General features: G+C 39.7%; 13 protein-coding genes. 4 read left to right on the top strand and 9 right to left on the bottom strand.

The genetic code is table 11. From position 1 onward, the window contains the following. Nucleotides 1-735: 735 nt before the first annotated feature. Genes ABYD77_RS03430 through ABYD77_RS03455 form a run of 6 tightly spaced genes read right to left on the bottom strand, consistent with a single transcriptional unit; the run spans nt 736 to nt 11,508 of the window. Nucleotides 736-4,557 (bottom strand): cellulose synthase subunit BcsC-related outer membrane protein, encoded by a 3,822-nt coding sequence (locus ABYD77_RS03430; protein WP_372767014.1) that lies wholly within the window; start codon nt 4,555-4,557, stop codon nt 736-738. Beyond that, a complete protein-coding gene (gene bcsZ, locus ABYD77_RS03435; protein WP_372767016.1) occupies nt 4,548-5,666 on the bottom strand; it encodes a cellulose synthase complex periplasmic endoglucanase BcsZ in 1,119 nt (372 codons plus the stop codon). The genes ABYD77_RS03430 and bcsZ overlap by 10 nt, the downstream gene beginning before the upstream one ends. Before the next feature lie 2 nt (nt 5,667-5,668). Continuing rightward, nucleotides 5,669-7,981: a cellulose biosynthesis cyclic di-GMP-binding regulatory protein BcsB gene (gene bcsB / locus ABYD77_RS03440; protein ID WP_372767018.1), complete on the bottom strand. Its 2,313-nt coding sequence runs from the start codon at nt 7,979-7,981 to the stop codon at nt 5,669-5,671. Further along, nucleotides 7,965-10,592, bottom strand: coding sequence for a UDP-forming cellulose synthase catalytic subunit (bcsA, locus tag ABYD77_RS03445; protein WP_372767020.1), 2,628 nt, complete (start codon nt 10,590-10,592; stop codon nt 7,965-7,967). Before bcsA ends, bcsB begins: the two co-directional genes overlap by 17 nt. After that, nucleotides 10,589-11,302 (bottom strand): cellulose biosynthesis protein BcsQ, encoded by a 714-nt coding sequence (bcsQ, locus tag ABYD77_RS03450; protein WP_372767022.1) that lies wholly within the window; start codon nt 11,300-11,302, stop codon nt 10,589-10,591. The genes bcsA and bcsQ overlap by 4 nt, the downstream gene beginning before the upstream one ends. A 29-nt stretch (nt 11,303-11,331) precedes the next feature. Then, nucleotides 11,332-11,508: a hypothetical protein gene (locus ABYD77_RS03455; RefSeq protein ID WP_372767024.1), complete on the bottom strand. Its 177-nt coding sequence runs from the start codon at nt 11,506-11,508 to the stop codon at nt 11,332-11,334. A 310-nt stretch (nt 11,509-11,818) separates the two neighbouring features. Here ABYD77_RS03455 and bcsE point away from each other — a divergent pair, with 310 nt between their 5' ends. The 3 genes from bcsE (at nt 11,819) to tyrR (ending at nt 16,889) form a co-directional block, all read left to right on the top strand. After that, nucleotides 11,819-13,408 carry a cellulose biosynthesis protein BcsE gene (gene bcsE, locus ABYD77_RS03460; protein WP_372767026.1) on the top strand — a complete coding sequence of 530 codons (1,590 nt, stop codon included), beginning with the start codon at nt 11,819-11,821 and terminating at the stop codon, nt 13,406-13,408. Between the two features lie 168 nt (nt 13,409-13,576). Further along, entirely contained in the window at nt 13,577-15,190 is a 1,614-nt protein-coding gene (gene bcsG / locus ABYD77_RS03465; protein ID WP_372767028.1) for a cellulose biosynthesis protein BcsG, read from the top strand. Between the two features lie 151 nt (nt 15,191-15,341). Then, nucleotides 15,342-16,889 carry a transcriptional regulator TyrR gene (gene tyrR, locus ABYD77_RS03470; RefSeq protein WP_372767030.1) on the top strand — a complete coding sequence of 516 codons (1,548 nt, stop codon included), beginning with the start codon at nt 15,342-15,344 and terminating at the stop codon, nt 16,887-16,889. A gap of 16 nt (nt 16,890-16,905) precedes the next feature. Here tyrR and ABYD77_RS03475 read toward each other — a convergent pair whose 3' ends face one another. Further along, the gene (locus ABYD77_RS03475; protein WP_372767032.1) at nt 16,906-17,391 is read right to left on the bottom strand and encodes a hypothetical protein; all 486 of its coding nucleotides are present in this window, start codon (nt 17,389-17,391) and stop codon (nt 16,906-16,908) included. An 84-nt stretch (nt 17,392-17,475) separates the two neighbouring features. Here ABYD77_RS03475 and ABYD77_RS03480 point away from each other — a divergent pair, with 84 nt between their 5' ends. Further along, nucleotides 17,476-18,009: a thioesterase family protein gene (locus tag ABYD77_RS03480; RefSeq protein ID WP_372767034.1), complete on the top strand. Its 534-nt coding sequence runs from the start codon at nt 17,476-17,478 to the stop codon at nt 18,007-18,009. Nucleotides 18,010-18,062: 53 nt separating this feature from the next. On the opposite strand, the gene ABYD77_RS03485 is transcribed toward ABYD77_RS03480, so the two are convergent. Together ABYD77_RS03485 and smpB are read right to left on the bottom strand one after the other, a co-directional pair. Then, nucleotides 18,063-20,654: a TonB-dependent receptor plug domain-containing protein gene (locus tag ABYD77_RS03485; protein ID WP_372767036.1), complete on the bottom strand. Its 2,592-nt coding sequence runs from the start codon at nt 20,652-20,654 to the stop codon at nt 18,063-18,065. 271 nt (nt 20,655-20,925) lie between these two features. Continuing rightward, entirely contained in the window at nt 20,926-21,408 is a 483-nt protein-coding gene (smpB, locus tag ABYD77_RS03490; protein WP_274760499.1) for an SsrA-binding protein SmpB, read from the bottom strand. Nucleotides 21,409-21,433: the final 25 nt, after the last annotated feature.

A 21,433-nucleotide genomic window follows, 5' to 3' on the forward strand; every position in this document is an offset into this window, starting at 1 on the left:
AGGTCTGGTAGTGGAAGAGGGTACACACCAACAACTGCTCGAAAAAGATGGCTGCTATGCCGCGCTTTGGCGCAGTCAGAGTCAGTAATTATAATAGTATTGAATAATCTTACTGTCTGAAGTTATTAACTATAAAAAGGAAGCTCGCTCCCTTTTCTATCTTTCAATGCCAGTAGTTGGCAGCCCATTGCAATGATACCCTATTCAATTTCAAACAAGGCAAGTAATTAAGGAATTGTAGTAATATCATTGGTTTTGTATTAACGGCTGTTTCTCTTAGCAGCAATAGATGTGAGTAACTTAATTGTGCACTTTTCCTCTTTGGTAGTAAAAAATGGTGGGCAGTTATTTCTTTAATCGCAATGATCTTAGCACCTGCAGTTTTAATCAGTGACGATATCAACGCTTGAAAACGTTTTAATTTCCTCTTCTTTTAACAGAAAGATGACAGGAGTAATGCTATCAAGCGTTAGAATGCTTGCACCAGTGGAGCCATAACGCTTATCCCAATTAAGCTTTCAGTGTCTCTAGCCTTGATTCTCTTACTACCTTCTACAACAGAGAGTTACGCGAAAATTATGAGAAAATTAATATCTGAAAGAACAAGGTTATTACAACACTTAATACTAGAGTCTGTAATGGAGTTAAAGTGTTTCAGAAAAGTAGCGATCATATTAAGTAACCAAGAATGATATTATGCCTTCTTGTGATCGCTACTTGCGTGCTTAGTTCAATTTATAATGGTCTTGCCGTGGCATAAGGCGCAATCAGCCTAGGTACTAACGGTAATTCACCGTACATAGGGTTAAATAGATATTTCACGTAGATCTGTCCGTAATTTGGCTCATAGAAATCAGCACGGTCAATATTAAAACTTGCGCCAATCAACCATTGCGGTTGTAAGCGATATTCGACCAACCCTTCGATGCCCCATGAAAAGCCACTGCTTTTATCCGCAGCAAACACAGGGTCGATAGCTGTTTCAAGCGCTTTAAGCTCTGCAATTGCTTGTAGTTCGGGGTTGTTAGGGTAAAAATTGATGGCATCTGTGCTAGAACGTGAATAACCACCGTTAACATTAAGGCGATAGACTAAATCATCTTCAAAACGACCATCAAATGTAACCGGTACAGACAGGCCTAAGTATTTTTGCGGGCTATAATAGCCACCATGGCCATACGTTTCTTCTGACAGATTATGTTTATAGCCCCAATAGAACAAGTTAGTTCCCACTGACATTTCAAAGTCTGATTGTTGAATAAGGCGGTAGTATGCACCGGTCATCGCCCGTTTACGCTCGTTATCTAGCACATTTTTGCCTTGGTAGTACTGATAATCAAGCGTTGCCCAAAAGCCCCACTCTAGCCCGAGATCATGGTAAAGGCCTAATGTAATACCATTGCTAGTAACACCACCCCAAATCTCATTTTGATTAACATCTTCAAGGCCAGCGTAAGATAGTACGCTGTTAGTTATTGCTCGTCGCTCGATTTCAATGTCATAGCTAAAGTCACCTAAGCTACTTTGATACAGTAGTCCACCTACAATATTTGAAATTAAAAAGCCTTGTGGCGTAGTACCAATATCTACTCGCCAGTTATCGTTTTGCCAACCAAACCCTAGTGCAACACCTTGATCACGAGGTGTAATACTGAATAATGAACAAGTATCATAACACAGGGCACCCGTACCGTATCGACTTGCTGCATAACGCTCTGAAAAGTTAGTTTGTTGAGCCGAAATACTTACCGCATCGGCTTTCATAAACAGTTGCCCATCCATAAATGGAAAATAACCTTCAAATAGAGCGGCTCCTAAACCTAATTGATGATCATTTTGCGTGCTAGTTTGCCCACTAAAATCACCTGCTAATGCAATATGTCCATCGGTGCGGCTGTTAATTTGTGCAATTCTAGAACGGGCAGAGCGCATGTACCAAGTATCGGTTTTTTTATCTTGCGCGAGCTCGTGCAATACTTTTTTATCCGCAATATCGAGGTTCTGCTTAGTTAAGACCTGACGGTAATATTGGATTGCTAATTCACTCTCACCAAATTTGTCGGCAACTTGACCCGAAAGATTTAGCAATTCGCCATCAGCTGGAGAGAGTGCTAATAAATCTTTTTGCAACCTAAGTGCGCTATCTTGATCTTTAAAATCCAATAACAGCGCCATTAAACGGCGTTGATTATAGTTTTCATCAGCAGGCACGCGGTAAACAAGGTGACTGAGCACTTTCTCACCTAATGCATACTTGTTACTTAATAGTGCTTTTTGTGCGAGTTGGTACTCTGTTTCAAATTCAAGTTCGCCATACTTATGGGCATTTTCGTAAAGTAAATCTACTTGCTCAAATTCACCTTTATTGAGAGCAAATTCTAACAATCGTGTATTGGCAGGAATACTTGATGGGTTATTACTTAAATAAGACGTTAAGATAACTTCTTCACGATCAGGCTGTTTTTTAACCTGATAGCGTACCTTTAAATTTTCAATTTCACGTTTTTCACTTTGTGTTGATGCTGGTGCCATATGTAAATTGGCGAACCAAGTAGAAAGTGCTTCAATGTCATCGGCACTAAGTAACCACTCGCTATACAATTGATACCAGTAAAAATCGAGTTTAGGTGTGTTATCAAGCGCTGTCTTAAGTTGCTTCATGGCGCGATTATGCATACCAAGCTTATACCACTGCGCTGCAATTTGGGCATTTTGCAGATTGCTTAAATCATTTTGGTTTTCAATCTGTTGTAGTAGTGCCAGCGCAGATGCTTTTTGCTCTGTGTCAATCAGTACATCCACTTGTTCGAACTGCTCGCCAAGGGCAAGTGTTTCTTTTAGCTCTTTAATTTGTGGTGTGTAATCTTTTACACGAATATAAGATAGACTTTGTAAGCCAGCGCGAAAATCACCAAGAGAACGCATATACAAGGCATGGGTATAGCGAATTTCAGGGTGCATTGGAAAACGCCAAAGTGCTTGATTATATGCTTTTTTACTTGCGTCTATATCGCCTAACTTGCGCCATTCAAATGCCAAATCATAATAAAGCCAGCCATTGGTTGGTGACGTTTTAATTGCTTTTTCAAGCAATGCTATCGCAGCTTGAGGCTCGCCACGACTCGATAGTTCCTCTGCTTGTTCGCGATAGATAGCTGTTTTTGCGGCGTTTATTTCTGTAACTACTGAGTCACGTTGCTTTTTCGTTAAACTTGATTCAAATCGCTCTAATACCGCGATATCTTGTTGCTCTTCAACTATATTAAGCAACAGTGATAGCGCATAACTGTTGTTTGGATCTGTGCGTAGTACCCTTTGTAGGTATTTAGTTGCCTGTTGGGTTTCGCCTTTTGCTTTGGCCACTTGAGAGGAATATATCAGTACCGTGTTGGTGTCTTCTTTTAGCTTTAAGGCGCTGGCAAGAAGCGCTTCTGCTTCTGTCAACTCAAGCGCATCGATCGCTGCACGCGCCTTGGCAATAAGACCCCAGAACTTAGCGGTGTTAAGTAAGCCAAGCCAAATAGACTTATCACTGTTATCCGCCAAAGATGCCGCTTTACTGAAATACTGTTGGGCGTCGTCGTGTTTTCCTTGCGCCATTAATGCACGACCAAGATCGCCGACCACATCTTGATCCTTAGGTCTACCGGTAGCGGCTTTACGCAGTAGCTTTTCAGCAAGAGCATAGTTTTCATTTGCCATATGGCGCTTAGCGCGCTGCCAAGCTTGATAATTTGGATCTGCTTCAAGCTTTAGTTGCGCAACTAACTTCTCGCTAAACACTTCGTACTGTAATTTGCCTAAATCACTATTTGGATAAAGGCTAAAGAAGTAGCTGTATTGTGAGCGGGTGAACGAGTTAATGGGCATATCTTCGAGTGCATTCAACCACACGCGTTCAACTTCAATACGCATTTGTGAGTGGGTTGCGTACTTGCGTAAAATCGCCAGCGATTTTTTATCGGTAGGCTTGCGCTTTAAGATATGACGGGCATAGGCGACTTCGAACTCGGCGGTATTGGGGTAACGCTGTGCTAGCTTGGTAAATAGTGTTTTTGCTTGCTGCCAGTTATCGGGATCTGCTGACAAGATGTTTGCGTATTCAAACTTTAAACGTGCCGTCGGAATATCACCACGAAATAGGGCTTTAAATTGTTTAGCTGCTTCTTTAGATTGGCCAGCTCGTGCTAATAATCGCACAGCTTGTAACCTCTCTTTACCTTCCTTTGAATGAAGGTAAGCAATACTGTCTAAGCGTTGAATATAGGGGTAAAAGGGTTCGTCTTTTTTAAACGCTTTGAGTTCTTGCAACGCTTTTTCTAGTTCGCCCTGTTCGAAATAATAGCGGATCCACGCAGCACGAACATCAAGGCTCCCTGGTTCAACTTGTTCTAAACGGGCAAGGCTATCAATTACCAGTTGTGGCTTTTGTTGCGCCTCACCGAGTTCAACTTGCTCTAAAAGCCAACTAATAGGCTGCGCATCAAGACCTTCATTGGCATGAAGTGGTGTCCCAAGTAAACAGCTTACTAAAAGTGCTGCAGCTCTTAGTTGCATTCGGTACTCCATGCAGGCACTAATGAACCGTCATTAAGAAGTTCAAAACGTGCATTGGTTGCCGCAGTACCAAATAATGTCAGTACGCTGCTGTAATAATTGTTTCTTAGTTCGTAATCAATATTGGCATTGATCTTTTGGTTAACCATGCTAGCTGTTACACGGTCACCAAATGATTTCATAAAGGGTAGAATTGCCGCTTGGAAACCAAGGGGGCCAGTTTTATCTGTGCGGCCCGTTTTAGCGTAAGTGTTTAGTGGTACTTCGCGATTACTGCTTACTTTACGAGCCATAGGATCAAATTTAAACAATAGTTGTTCTTTGTAACTAACGTTATCGGCTAATAAGCCGACCCAAAGATAGCTGCGAATAGCATTGAAATTCCCTTCATCAGAGTGTTTTTTCGTAAAATGGAAACCTTTCTTTGGATTGTAAAGTACCCAATCAGGACTAAAACCTTTTGGTGCACTCTCTGATAGCACCACTAAAGACGAATTTAACAGTTCTTGCCATGGTTGACTGGGGTAGAGCTCAACAAAACGCTGAAAAATAAATGGTGGCAGATAGCTCGGGTTTAAGCGCCAAGTATCTTCATCAACTTTAAAGCCAAAAGGGGCTGGTAGCAATGTTAAGCCGAGACCCGGTAAAAATTCAGTTTCTTCTTTTAGAATACGTTTTGTCATGACAGCAGCAAGCACAGCATAGCGACGTTCGTTCCATAAACGGCTTGCTTCAGCTAGTGCATAAGCAATCCATAAATCTGAATCTGATGCGGGGTTTGAATCTAAAATACTATAACTTGTTGGCGTTTTTCGGCCCCAAAGCCATGCAGGTAAGCGAGCGCTTAAATCACCTTCAGCAAGATGACGCTCTGTCCAGTTTAATAACCTATCGAACGTTTCTTGGTCGTTAGCAACTAACGCAAAGAACATTGCATATGACTGACCTTCACTTGTAGTAATATTTTTTTCAGAACCTAAATCAATCACTCTCCCATCACTGGAGATAAAATTATTTTTAAATGTCTGCCATTCAGGCCATACCATACAGCTTTCAGCTTTTAACAAGGTCGGCACTAGTAGCAGTAATACTAACAATAACTTTTTCATAACTAGTCTTCCTTATTGCCAACACGTTTACGCGCTAATGTGTTCAGTACACGCCATAAAATAACAGATAAAATAAGTAATGTAATAATTGTCATAAATGCTAAAAGTAAAGGGTGATCCGATAAATGGAACCAAATTAACGTATGTAACGGCAGTGACCCAACATAGTAGCGCTCACCAAGGTGTGATTGATGTACTTTGTAAGGGTTGATAATGGTTGCTGTACCTTGCACTTCAATCAACTTTGTACCATCTATTAACGTATTATTGATTAAATGTAAGTCATTGCTTGATGCAGCCATAATAGATACAACACTACGCTCATCACTAAATGGCGATTGAAAACCAGCGATTGCTGCAAGCGAACCATAGCTTTCCAGTGAGACATGGGTTGATGCGTCTTCATTCGTTTTAGCATATTTATATGGCTGTGTTTCATAAATTGCCTGTTTAATCTCACGTAGTGAATGATTAATCAGTACCGACATATGCTCACTTTGAGCAAAGCTCTCAGCACCAGTCTGCGAACCAATCAATAAAATATCTTTGTTATCAAAATCAATTTCAGCACCATTGTCAGTTAAAATCGTTGCTTTTAATGATGGGTAACCGGTTGTTTGCCCTAGATGACCTGTTGCTGTAAGAAGTGTTTCTACTTCGTCACGATTCGGTGATTCTGGCAGTACGATTAAGGTTTCGCTTAAATCAGCAAACTTAGTGAATGGAAATCCGCCTTGCGCGTAAGCATGCAAATTTGGCATCGCAATATAATGATGATAATCAGAAACATCAATAGTTGAGTTTTCGTCAATGGAGCCAATAGTCCCTTCCGGGGCAGTGGTTTGACAGAATCCCTCTTTTTCAGTTGAAAATAGGAATTCAAAGGCAACGTCATTTTTAATGTCTACTTTAAATCCGGGCACGGTAAAATAACGTTCTTTGTCCGTATCGTCGGTTGATATTAATGGAATACGAATATCTTCATCAACCAGTGTTGAGTATTCATTAGGGTTAAGTTTATAACCTTGAACATACTCTTGGTTGATTGACATATTAAGGCGAGATATCCCTTTGTCTGTAGGCGGAGTATAACGATATTTTAATTCAATGGGTAACCCATCGGTGTACCAAGTAAATAGGTCTGGTGCAACGCGGATATCGAGTTTAACTGGTGGTGCACTGTAACCAATCGCTTGTAACTGGTTTTTATATTCAACTAATTCACCAAAACGAACAGGACGATCAGAGCGGATCCAACGAGGAGCATCATAGGCTTTGCGTGGCTCAATATACTCCACTTTGTTAATTTTTGCAGTACGGCCGGTCATCATTGGCAGGCCAAGGGCAAGGCCTTCTGCGGCTACTTTTAGATCATCGCTGTTACGACCTAGAATAAGTAAGAGCTTTTGGTATCTGTGTTTTGGGTTGGCAATAATTTCAACAACAGGACCATCAACCCCCGGATATTCGGCAAGGAAATCTGGGCGGTTATCATTTGTAGCAAAAACCACACTGTGTGAGCTGGGTAATTGATTGTAGTTAACAGGAAACTTTGCACCGCGCCAATTGGCTTTTGCACCAAACCAAGAGCTTAAAATACTGGCTGCATGCAGGGTTGTATTGTCTGGTGTTTCATTAAATACAAACGGTAAGTTAAGTTGTGAATAATCGCGCTCATCAAAAAAAGGTTCAGGGAATTGCGCTAGTAGACTCTCAAACGGCAGTTGTTGCTCAGTAAAAGTAATGCGACTCGTGCGGCTAATATCAGCCCAAATACTTGAATGGAATGGATCTTCACATTCTCGGGTATAGTGACCAATGAGTTCGAATCGCAAAGTATTGAAGTCTTCAACAAATTTAGGTTCCAGTTTGATGGAGTGACGCTGCATCCCCTCGTTTACTGTGTCTGGATTGACATCGGCAACCGGAATAGTAGCCATGACTTCTTCATTTAAATAAACTTTTAAATGCGAGAGTTCTTTGATAAGTGCTGGTGAGCTGGTAAACGCAAAATCAAGGCTTAAGTCGGTGATAATGTGGTCAACTCGGTTTGTGAAATCCACCGTTCGGCTAGCTTGCACACCACGAAGGCGCATGTCTGGCCGATTTAGCTCTTCAAAGGTATAAGATAGCGTACTTCTCGGACCTGCCTCAGGGTAGCCATCTTTATAAATATCTTTGTTTTCGGCAATTTTAAGTGAACTTCTTGTTAAGTTTTCAGAACCAAGAGTTTCACTCGTAGTTGCAGAGCCATTCACGCTGTAAAGCGAGCAGAGCGCTAAGATGCTTCCAGCTACTTTAGTTAGCACTTTCATAATTTAAGTTTCCCAGTTTTGGCTGTTGTGGCATAAATGAGCCAACCAAAATTAAAATATTACCAATCTTTGTTATGTATTTTTTTGCTTTTTCAGGGGCATGTAAAATTAAGCTCTTAAAGCCTCGCACACTGGTTTGGCGAACGTGCTTAAAACTTTCAGAGGGAAGATCATGCGTGAAATTTTCTTGCCAAGACAACCATGCATCAGCACGGCTGAATGTGGACTCAATATAGTTTTTCTCTTGTTCTAGGGTAAGTGCATTTAAAGTTAGGCCAGCGCGACTTCTACGGGCATTAATGACTTTACAAGGGAATGAAAATTGACGACGCCCACGAGACATAATGAGCTCTACATCGCTTTCAATTTTCACTAAGTCTTCAGCAGGTAAGTGAACTCCTACACCTACATCACTAAAATCAGTGACACGTACCTTATAGGTTTTACCTTGGCTATCGCGGATAGCTGCGGGAAAATCAGCAGCTACACGATGTGAGCGGCGGACTTGTTTTGCTTCAGCTGCAACTGCAATGGCCGCGCCTAAAATCATAAAGTTGTAGAGTGCCCAAGCCATACTAATTAATAAAACGCCTATTTGTACTGGGTCACCAAAGAAAAGGCGAAATACACCGATAATTAGCCCTACTAAGTTAATGCCGGCTAAAAATAAATATGGCTTTGAAATTTCCCAATCATAGAAATCTTTGTCAGTTAAGCCACCTTTTTCTGTGACGTTGAATTTACCTTTATTAGGGGCGAAAAGGGCTACGGTAGTTGGTTTTAAAATATACCAAGCAAGCACTGCTTCATATACTTCACCCCAAAAGGAATAGCGCCATTTACCTTGAATGCGCGAGTTAGTAATTTTTACCTGCATTAAGGTCGGCACAACATAGAGTAAAATTGCTAGAAATGGTGCATAGATGATGTACGCATCAAAATAGATTAACGCAAGTGGTGCTGTTAAAAATACGATGCGAGGAATACCAGAGAAAAAGTGCATAGCCGCATTGAGGTAACAAAAACGCTGACTCAGTGAAAGGCCTCGTCCAAGTAAGGGATTATCGACCCTAAAAATTTGTGCCATGCCACGAGCCCAACGAATACGTTGACCAACATGGGTTGATAAACTATCAGTTGCAAGGCCCGCGGCTTGAGGAATATTGATATACGCAGTGCGGTAGCCTTTACGCTGCATTTTGAGTGCCGTATGAGCATCTTCGGTTACTGTTTCAAAGGCGAAACCACCAATTTCATCAATGGCACTGCGACGGATAACGGCGCATGAACCACAGAAAAATGTTGCATCCCAGAGGTCATTACCATCTTGAATTAATCCATAAAACAGCATGTTTTCGTTCGGGATTTGCGCAAAATTACCAAGGTTCTTTTCAAATGGGTCAGCAGAGAAAAAATGGTGAGGTGTTTGCACTAAACACATTTTAGGGTCTTCAACAAACTGACCGATTGTCATCTGCAAGAATGAACGCACGGGGACGTGATCACAGTCGAATATGGCAATCAATTCGCCATCAGTGTAACGCATCGCATGGTTCAAATTACCTGCTTTGGCGTGAGAGTTATTGGGACGAACAATATAACCAACGCCAATTTCTGCTGCAAATTGTTTAAACTCGTCTCGTTTACCATCATCGAGAATATACACATTGAGCTTATCTTCAGGCCAATCAAGAGCCAGTGCAGAAATGGTTGTTGGTTTTACAACACTCAACGGTTCGTTGTAGGTCGGAATATATACGTCTACTGTCGGCCAATTACTGGTGTCTCTTGGTAGTTTAACCGGTTTTCGTTTTAGAGGCCTAATGGTTTGAAAGAAACCGAGGATCAGAATAAACCATGCATAGGCTTCTGCTGCTAACAAACCAATACCTAAAAATAGCGCAATTGGGTCGCCCCAATTGAGTGTTTCATTAAAGCGCCACCAAATATATCGGGTAGAGGTGGTTATTGACAGAGTTATCATTACAATTGTTGGCAGCGGACCTTTGATACCTCGCAATGAATAAGCAATAAATAGGATTAAGCTCATGAAGATAGCTTGCGCTTCAAGGGAAAAGGGTACTGTAATAAAGATTGCTAACAAGAAAAGAACTGCGGCAAGTAGTATCTTTGTGATATGGGGTTTTTCCCAAAAATCAGCAGAGGTAAGTTTTTGAAAGCCGGTTTGGGTGCTTTCATTAATTTCTTTGTTTAGCGATTGCCTTACTCTTAATGTGAACCATTTATCAAAACGAAGTGCCCAGTCGATAAAGAGCGGCAAGATTTTGAAAATGGAATATGTCGCTTCCTTTTCACTTACATCTTTAGCATCACGTTTAATTTTGACCAAAGCTAAAAAAATCAACTGAATAATAAATCGAAGCGGGTCGCCTAAACGAAAACGTTTTGGTTTTAACTGTGGGAAATAGCGATAAAAGGTATTATCAAAATCAATTCGCTCTAATTTAACAAAGGCAAATAGCACAAAATAGCCAACAGTAAGCAAAAGCGACATAAACACGCTATAGCTGTTTTCTTCGAAAAAGAAATTATAGCGTGATTTAATGAGGTCTACACCGCCATAAGGGGTTGATAAAAAGCGTGTTCTCATGACGATTTTGACAGACTTTTGCGCTTATTATTCAACCAGCTAGCCAAAGCATGAAAATCTTCTTTCACTACACTTAGAGGTGAACAGTTGATAAGCACATTCTTAGCAGCCAGAGCTTCTGGAACAGCGCTATCAAAATGAATAAAAAAGGGTGCCAATCGTTTTAAGTTTGCACGCCATATTTGGTATACATCAAGCTCTAGTGGATTGCTGGCATTAAAACGGTTTATCAAATAGTAACCATTATTGTCTAAGCGCCGTTTCTTTATTTGGCTATAACAACCAGGATCACAGGTCACAACGTTGATAACAATATCATGCTCATCGAGAGGAAGTTGTTCCAACGAAATATGACTCGGTACATCAAATAGTAACCAAGAGTCAGATTCCAATGCGAGACGTTTTGATTGATTAAGTAATGTACTCAGTGAAAAGTTGTTGGCCGGCTGCGAACCAAATGGAATATATTTCACATTATCTTCATTGATATAGGCAATATCAGTCCAGTTGGCGTTTGTTTCAGAGACTTTGTTAGACCAACCACTTTGGTTTTGCCATTGATGACCTAAATGAAGGCAGAGTTCATTTTTAGGGTCGAGGTCGATGCAGAGCACATTATGACCGCTGTTAGCTAATAGCGTTGCGATATTGGCAATAATAGATGTGGTGCCTGTACCGCCTTTAATGCCTTTTAAAAAAACTCGATTCATACAAAATTGTGCTTGGCTTCGGATAGTTGTTAAATTTCTTCTATTTCGCTGAAAAGATCGTATTTAGCAATGATTTTGATCTCTTTTTGCTTTTCCGTAACTTCAACGTAATCAGCTACTGCAATGTTGCTTTTCGATTCCAATTTAGAAATATCGTGTGCGTGATATGCATTTTCAAGCTTTTCTGCATTTCGACTATTTGTCACTATTTAAACCTCTTATCGTTAAATCCACCTATTATTAGGTAGTTAGCTTAGGATAAACTATTCCACTGAAGATTAAGAATATTTACCTGATGTTTGTATGTACACCTTTAAATTTATAAGGTTTATCAGCTGATAAAAATAAACTCAAGAAACGGAAATCTGAATTTATCGATTTTATCAGTAATGATACTGGACTTAGCTAAATGATTGTATATAAAATCATATTTTTAACTAAATAGAAAGTATTACTTTCATAGAACGATGCGTTATGTCTTAATAACGTGACTTAGATGATAAAAACGGGCTAAATGTGCATAAATTGAACTTTCCTGGCATTCAACTTGAGCAAGCAAATATCGCGAAAGGGGCAACGTATTTGTTATTTGCCAACAGCGAAGACGCTGGTATTGAATTCGCCTTGAGCTCGTTGGACGAGCACAATAAAAACTTTATTATTTCTCAAGACCCAGATCGCTTTTTGGCAAAAGCTAAACGTTGCTCAAAGAGTAATTACCAGGCATTCACCTTAGATCAAAGTTTTTTTATCGAAAACCGAACGCAATTTATAGCGCAAACATTTGAAGAGTTGAGTTTTTATTCGGGCTTTCGTAATAGTCATCTGATAATGCACTTTTCTGAAGCACTGACTCAACGTTTTGATGAGAAATTTATAGTCAAGATATTGAAAAAAAGTAAAGAATTGACGAAACGCTATAACGTAAGCCTGCTGTTTTTAATGACGGGTAAAACTGTGCAACAAAAAGCTAGCGATTTTTTAGCTCACAACGCTTTAATCGGTGGAATAGCCCACTTAAATACGCAATTAATGAGTCATCGGTTAGTGTTCGACTTTTGGCGTCATGCGCAAGGAATATCAACAAAAATAAGTTACTCAGTATATTTTGATGACTCACCTTATGCACAAATTGAAGAGCTACAACAAGATGACAATGCCCTCTACCAGCAAAACCTTGATCAGGTATTTATTGCTAAAGAGCTGTTGCCGAGTGAGACGAAATTGCCGCCAAATTATCATGTCTGTGATAATAACCTGCAAGTATTGGAAAGTGCTAAAACAAATCATGCTGCAACAGTTGTGCTTTACGCATCAAGGGATGTTGAGAAAGCCGTGCTTGCTGCGCAATGTTATGAGTTACGAGAGCATTGTGGTCCATGGTTGAAAATCGTAATCAAAAATAAAGACGGTGTGCTACGCCATCACGATGAATGCGTGTTCTTAACGTTAGGTGTTAATCTGATTTTACATACCACAACTGATATTTCTCGTTTAATGTCGCAAGTGCAAGCGCTGCAAGGCGTAAAGTTTGCACGCATATTGCCAAAAGATTATAAGGCAGTGTTGGCTCATGCAAATGGAGTGGAAGCAAAAGGGTATTTAACACCGCAGCATTTTATTGATGCTGTAAAAAAACAAAGAGAAGCAAGTTTATCTACGGGGATCAGTGGGGTGCTTGTAGTACTTGATTTGATTAAAGGTGTTGATGCAATTGATGCACTGCGACTTTTCTCAGTAAAACGAAATGGTGATTTTTTTACCGCAAATCAATCGCAGGTCTTTTTATATCTTCATGGCTGTCGGGAAAATGATGTAACTAATGCATTAGAGCGACTGTTTCGATTAGCTATCAGTGAGTTTTTTACTGCGCATGCTATTTACTCACAAGACTTATATATTGAACAACTATGCCGTGATCTTAAACGTGCAGATGACAATAAAGAATTAGAGGATTACTCAATTCAGCTGTTAGAATCAGCTGTTGAAGAGCAACCGCTTGCAATGAGTACATCAGGACGCACATCCTTAATCAGCGATATCAATCGTTTACCTAGTAGAAAGCCTTGTAAACCTTACACATTAGAATTAATGGACTCAGAGTAAATGTATTTAACTTATATTATGCTAGCGTTTGCTTTTGGCATTATGATAGGCATTGTAATTGCACAATTTGCGAAAGAATTAAAACATAGCATCAGCAAATTTTACAAAACCTGGACATTTAAACACAAAGCGATCCACCCTTATAAGCCACAGGAAAAAGACTAATTTATGAGTATTGTACACGCCGACAAAGATCCTTTGCGATATGATGCGTTAGGGCTTTGGAATTTATACTTTTTAGTAAAACTTGGTTTATATTTTGGTGAAGTAATTGACCTTCACGTGATAGAAAATATTGCGTTTATAGCGTTTTTGTTGCTTCCATTTAAACGAAGAATTCTAATAAAAATAAAACATGTTGTAGCGGTAGTTGTGGCACTATTTTTGTTACATTACGATTCCTATTTACCCCCTTTACAACGTTTATTGGAAAGTGGAGACTTACTCGGTGATTTTAGTTTCCCGTATTTAATAGAGTTGTTATCGCGCTTTTTATCATGGCAGTTTGTTGCGATGGTGCTGGTATTAGTGATTGTTTATATTTATTTAGTGAACTGGATCCGTTTTACTACGGTGAGTATTGCAGGGGTGTTATATATCGGTTTACTACAATTTTTTGCATCGCAAAGTGACCTACCTCCGGAACCTGTGCTAGTTAAAGATAGTGGCATATCAAAAGCAGGTCAAAGCCAAGTAAAAACAGTACTAAACCCTGAACAAGCAATTGAAGCTTTTTATCAGCAACAATCGCGATTACGTACTGAGTTCCCCTCATCTAATTTGGGTGGTGATTTTGATATTGTCTTACTCAACGTATGTTCACTTGGTTGGGATGATTTAGAGCGTGTAAATTTAGCCAAACACTCGCTGTTTAATCAATTTGATTTATTATTTGATAACTTCAGCTCTGCGACTTCTTACAGTGGTCCAGCAGGTATTCGATTATTAAAAGCCAGCTGTGGTCAAACTTCTCATCAAGGACTTTACAGTGATGCGAATAAGCAATGCTATTTGTTTGAGAACTTAGCAAATCTAGGTTTTGATAATGACTTTGCAATGAATCACAACGGTAACTTCGATAATTTCCTTGGCATGGTTGAAAGCCAAGGGCGAGTTGATGCAAAACTACAATCGCTTACGGGTGTAAAAATAGCACAGCGATCGTTTGATGGCACACCGATTTTTGATGATGGACAGGTACTTAATAAATGGCTTAAATCAAGACTGACTTCACCTAAATCAAGGGCAGCTTTATATTACAATAGCATTAGTCTACACGATGGGAATGTGCTTGAAGGTCGCAGTAAATTCGGCAGTAGCCTTAACAGCTATGGCACCCGAGCCGAAATATTATTTAAGCAGTTTGATCAATTCTTTAAGCGTTTAGAACAAAGTGGCCGCAATTATATGGTGGTTATGGTGCCAGAACATGGTGCTTCACTGGCCGGTGATAAAATGCAAATAGCTGGAATGCGTGATATACCAAGTCCAGCAATTCTTGATATTCCTGTCGGGGTCAAATTTATTGGTCCGAAAGTGAAAGTGAATAGTGCACAAAAAGTCATTTCAGAGCCATCAAGCTATTTAGCAATTTCAGAATTAATTGCCCGTGCTACCCGCCAGAATCAATTTGAAGGTACACTTGATTTGGCAGCATTAGTCGCAGATTTACCGAAAACGCCAATGGTTGGCGAAAACTCTGGTACACGTATGCAGATGTTTAATGGCAAACCTTACATTCAACTCGATGATGGTGAATGGATGGTATATCCAGGCTATTAATTTAAAAAGGGAGCAATTGCTCCCTTTTTATTTAAATGAATGGTTATTGGTTATAGCTTTTTTGTTCATTAATGTTTACAAATTTTCTTTCAATCTGTTGTTTTTTCAGTATTATCATGATCAATGTGCTTAAGCTGGTAATGGGGAAATTATGCGCTTAGAAATCCACTGTGCTGACCGAATCGGCATCGCTCAAGAAATACTCAATATATTAGTGAGTTATCAAGTTGATTTAAAAGGTATTGAGGTTGATGCCGTTAATTGTCGGATGTATGTCTCATTTCCACCGATTGAATTTGAACAGTTTCAAAAAATAATGCCTGAGATCCGTTTGATTCATGGGGTGGAGGATGTAAGAACCACGGCTTTTTTACCTTCCGAGCGAGAGCATAATGAGTTAACTACATTACTAAGTGCATTACCTGATGGTGTTATCTCTATTGATGTGAAAGGCATTATTCGTCATTGTAATGACTCGGCCTGTCGTGATCTTAATGCGCAAAGTAATGATATTATCGGTAATCATATCAATACATTATTGAAAGGTTTTAACTTTAGTCGTTGGCTTGAAAGCGAGCAGGTACTTGCACAAACTACGCGAGTAGAAGTGAATGGTGAAGACTTTATTGCCGATATTTTGCCTATTTCAGTACCTGATTCTGAACATGGTTTTACCTTTGTTGGTGCAGTGGTAAATATCAAATCGCAAAGTCGTCTAGGTGAACAGGTAAGTGCGTTCAGGCGCCAAGGCAATGAAAGCTTTGCGACAATTCATAGCTACAGCAGTGCCATGCGAAAGGTGGTTCGCGAAGCCCGCAAAATGGCACAGCTTGAGGCACCTATTTTAATCACGGGTGAAACGGGTACAGGTAAAGAATTATTGGCAAAAGCATGTCATTACGCTTCGAATCGAGCGAATAAACCTTTTGTTACTCTATCGTGCGCTTCATTACCTGACGATGTAGCAGAGCCCGAGTTATTTGGCTGTGCATTACCTAATTCTGAAAGCCGAGGGGTATTAGAGCAGGCAGATGGTGGTACTGTTTTCCTTGATGAAGTTGGGGAAATGTCACCACAATTACAAACTAAACTTTTGCGCTTTTTACAAGATGGTACATTCAGACGTGTTGGCAGTGAGAATGAGATTAAAGTGAATGTAAGGATCCTAGCTGCTACACAAAAAGATATTCCAGGCATGGTTCAAGAGGGGCGATTTCGTGAAGATCTTTATTACCGCATTAATGTATTGAGCTTGGAACTAGCACCACTTCGTGACCGTAAAGCGGATATTGTACCTTTAACCGAACACTTTATTAGTCGCTTTTCACATCAATTAGGAAGAAAGTCTCCTGTAATTGATGAGTCTACAGCTGCGTTTTTACAACAATATCCATGGCCTGGTAATGTACGCCAACTTGAAAATTCGCTCTATCGCGCTATTTCGTTGTTAGACGATGAGCAACTAAGTATTGAAAATCTGCAACTGCCCAGTTTTACTAATGACTTAGGTTATCTAGAATCTGATTTTGAAGGTACACTTGATCAGGCAGTTAAACGTTTTGAATCGACCTTGTTAAGAAAACTTTACCCGGCCTATCCTAGTTCACGCCAACTAGCAAAAAGGTTGGGGTTGAGTCATACAGCTATTGCCAATAAATTACGCGAATACGGTATTAACCGAAAGACGATTAAAGTATAAAAAAGCGCTAGCGAGTCTAGCGTTTTTTTCCTTTATCTTTATGGATTCCGCTTGGAATAATGTAATTTATTCCCTCTTTATTAAAGACTAATTTCACTGTTGGATTACTATTTTTCAAGAAGTAATCATATTGGTCAATCCACAGAATATAATCGCCTCTTACTGGATAATCTAAGCGCTTTTTTTCAAGCTTAATTGTATGAGGACCTATATTCCATACAAATTCAGAAATATAACCATTCGCGAACTCTTGAACAAATACGGCTTGATCGTCACCGGCAAGTGTGAGCGCGATGGAATACGAATCAGGTAGCTGATCCATAGGATATTGTTGGGAACCAATAGTAAATTGCTTCTTTTTACTATCCCATTTAAAGCCAAAATTAAATTCTTTTTTCAGTCCAGAAGGATAGGTAATGAAACCATTTCCGGGAAGATCGAAGTTGGCTTTTGCATTGCCACACAAGCACATTAATAAAATAAATACTAAGTACGATTTCATAATCACCTTAAAAATATCGACTTTCTCTTGAGATTATTATTAAACCTGAGAAAATACCTTTTTCTGGTATGACCTCTCAAGACTATGAATTTATATTTTAGATTACTATTACTTTTTTATCGGATAAAGCGGAATAAACTTTATCAACCTTTGTTAGAAGAAGTCGAAATTAATTATCGTGCACTGCCTTCCGACTGCGATATTAACCTACATTTAACTAATTCTCGGTACCTCGCGTTTATGGATTTGGCACGTACTTGGATGACCGAGCGATTAGGACTACTTCCCGTAGTGATGAAGAACCGTTGGTTTCCAATTGTCAATGCGACGGCAATTACTTACATTCGAGACATTAAGCCATTACAAGAATTTACCGTTGCCACTCAGCTTGTTGGTTGGGATCATAAATACTTTTATATTAAGCAAACCTTTAAATCTGAAAGGGGTTTACATGCAGTAGCGTATGTGCGCGGTGTGTTTAAGAAAAAAAGGGGCATTGTGACTGTGGAAGAATTACTTGAAGCTGCTGGCTTTGATGGTGAAGCGCCAGAATTACATGAAGAGATTGTACATTGGAAAGAAATGCTAGAGTGTAAAAAACAGCGAGACCATATTTAAAAAATCAATGTAAAGAAAAGCCCCAAATTGGGGCTTTTCGCTTTTTAGTCTAATTAAAACTTATAACTTGCCTGAACATAGGCAAATCGGCCTTGTCCGCTGTGAACGTTAACCACAAAGCCCATAAAATCATGATAAGCAAATGGTGGCTCTTCGTTTGTTAAGTTGGTAGCACCAACTGTAAGCACTAAATCTTTAATACCAAAATAATTCACTGACGCATCGAGTGTGGTCATTGCATCAACATCTTTATTTAGGTTTAAAGAAGCTTCTTGCTCGAACGAGTCGATATAGTTTAGTGCAGCAGTTGCGCTAAAGTCATCTTTAACCCAATCAACTGATGTAGTCCAGCGCATTTGAGGTTGCTCAAAACCACCTTCTTTGGTGCCTTTATAATCTTCAAAATTCAGAACATAGTTAAGCACATAGCCAAATTTAAACTGGCCAACTTCAGTATCTAAGTTATAACGAACGTCTAAGTCGATACCTGAAGTTTGTAAGTCACCAATATTTTGATAAGAGTCATTAACTTGAATCACTTCACCTGGATCATTCGCAATAGACGTAGGACGACGTTCAACAATATTGGGATCTAAACCGTACGTATCCATTACAAATTGCGTATCCGCACCAATGATATCGGTAATATCATAATCATAGTAATCGATAGAGAAATTCAGGTTCTCTGTAATATTGTAGATTAAACCTAGGTTATAACTTTCTGACTCTTCAGGCCCAAGCTCAGGGTTACCTTCAAAGATTGCAGTATATTCTTGCGGTTCACACGCTCTGTCTTGGTTACCAATCGCACTACAGCGAAGAGTATCTACAAGGTTTGGCGATTCATCAGTGCGGCCTAGACCGAGTTGGTGCAATGATGGTGCTCTAAATGCTGTACCCCAAGAACCTCGAAGGCTGACATCTTCCATTGGAGACCAGAAGAAAGAGACTTTAGGGTTTGTGGTATCACCAAAGTCACTGTAGTCTTCGTAGCGTGCAGCAAGTTGCACTTCTAGAGAATCTAATACTGGAATAGACATTTCACCGAAAACAGACATGTTATCGCGAGAACCATTTGCTTGTGTCGCTTCGGTACCAAATACTTCACCACGCAAGAACTGGTCATCAGGATTATCACTAATTGACTCTTCGCGGTATTCACCACCGAAGGCTAACATTAAGTCACCGTGTTCCATTGCGAAAATTGAGCCTGAAGCTTTGAAATCAAGCGATTTCATAGTTGATTTACCAATACGTGTCGTGGTTGTTTCAATATAGTCTAATACTTGTTGACCATTTGATGATGGTTCAAATGGATCATAAGCGCCAGAATCAATGGCTTCTTGCATACGTCTTTTATTAGGGAAACCATCTACACCGCGCTCAGTTGAGCTGCTTTTAATATAACTATAGGCCGCTTCCCAGTTCCAATCTTTGAATTCACCTTGGATACCTAAGATTGCACGGTGATAATTCGAATCAACTCGTTTTTCACGGTTACCGATATCCACAGTACGACGGCGCATTGTTAGGTCTTGGCCATGGAATTCATGATCTGGCATATTGGCAAACGGATGGTTAATATTATCGCCTGTCATCGTTAACTCATTGAAACTTGGGCTACCAGCCCCTCGAACAGTCGATTTTGAATTTTGACCATTTAACTCCGCAAAGGCGCGAAGATTATCATTGATTTCATATTTACCGAGATAATTCCAACTAAAGCGCTCCGCTGCTGGGATCATCGTCATATGAGGCGCATAATCGTATCGACACAAGTTATTGGCAAAGTCGCGGTCTGCTTCTGGACAAGTATCATTCCCATATAAATCAATTAAACGCTTTGAAGGGTCGCTTGCAAGAGCAATAGTACCAGGAATACCTGAAGAGCTTCTAAAATCAGTTGCATCTGGATCACCAGTTCTTAATGCTTGGTTAGATGTTCTTGAGTAGTCTCTGTCAGCATAAAGCACTTCTTCACGATTAAAGTACTCTAAAATAAAGGTATGGCTTGAGTTATCCGTTTGATTACCAAAAACTAAATTAACGCTTTGCTCATCACCGCCACCATCTGCCGTAGTACCAAACTTAGCTGAAACCTCTGCGCCTTCAACATCATCGCGTAAAATAATGTTAATTACACCTGCCACAGCATCAGAACCATAGGTTGCTGATGCGCCATCTTTTAAAATATCGACACGTTTAATTGCAGATAATGGGATGTTGTTAATGTCTACAAACGATGTATCAATGCCCTTCGCAAATGGTGATACCGAAACACGGCGACCATTGATTAAAATTAGCGTTGAATCGGCACCTAAGCCACGTAATGATACTGATGAACCACCATTTGCTGTGTCATCACTGCTGTTTGCTTGAGTTGAGAAAGTACCTTGGCCTGAAATTGGTAACTTTGTGAATAAGCTGATTAAATCTGTCACCCCTGACTTTTGAATATCCTCTGCTGTTAAAGTTGCAACAGGTGATGGGCCTTCTAAATCAGTGCGTTTAATGTGAGAGCCGGTAATTTCGATGCGTTCAACTTGTTTTTCTTCATCTGCTTTTGCAACAAAAGTAGAGAAAAGTAGTGATGAAGAAATAACTGAAGCGAGAGTACTTAACTTGAACTTTGTAGCGCTGTTCATAGTAAATTCCTTGTTTAATTATTATTAAAATTAAGTAGTTAATTTACTTCCATTAACTAACCAATAATATTAATACCATGCAAACAAAAAATTAACAATTTAGGTTGTTAATACATCAAAGCAATTGTAATCAAATATGAATTACGAAATATTTACAGAAATGTTCAAGTAAGGATTACTTTCTAGCAGCATGCTTAGTGCGAAAAAAGGAGGAGGGTATGAGAGTGTTTACAGACAAAAAACCACGCATTTGCGTGGCTTATTTAGTAATTTATCGCGCTGAATGTTTCATTGTACGCTCTTTTTCACGCGCCCAATCTTGGTCTTTACTCGCGGCACGTTTGTCGTGCAGCTTTTTACCTTTTGCTAGACAGAACTCTAATTTAACCCAACATTTTTTCCAATACATTGCAGTTGCAATTAAAGAGTAGCCTTCGCGTTCTACAGCACCGATTAAACGGTCAATCTCACGTTTTTTTAATAACAGTTTACGCGGACGCATAGGATCGCAAACAACGTGCGAAGATGCTTGAAGTAAAGGAGTAATTTGACTTGCGTGTAAATACGCCTCGCCATTTTTAACTTGGATAAACGTTTCGGTAATGTTTACTTTGCCGGCGCGAATACTCTTCACTTCCCAGCCTTGTAATTCCATACCGGCTTCAAATTTATCTTGCAGCAAATACTCATGGCGCGCTTTTTTATTTAACGCGATGGTATTACTTTGTGCTTTTGGTTTTTTGTGTTTTGCCATAATGGCGTCATTATACTTATCCGTT

It is taken from the genome of Pseudoalteromonas sp. (assembly GCF_041629635.1).
GTDB lineage: Bacteria > Pseudomonadota > Gammaproteobacteria > Enterobacterales > Alteromonadaceae > Pseudoalteromonas.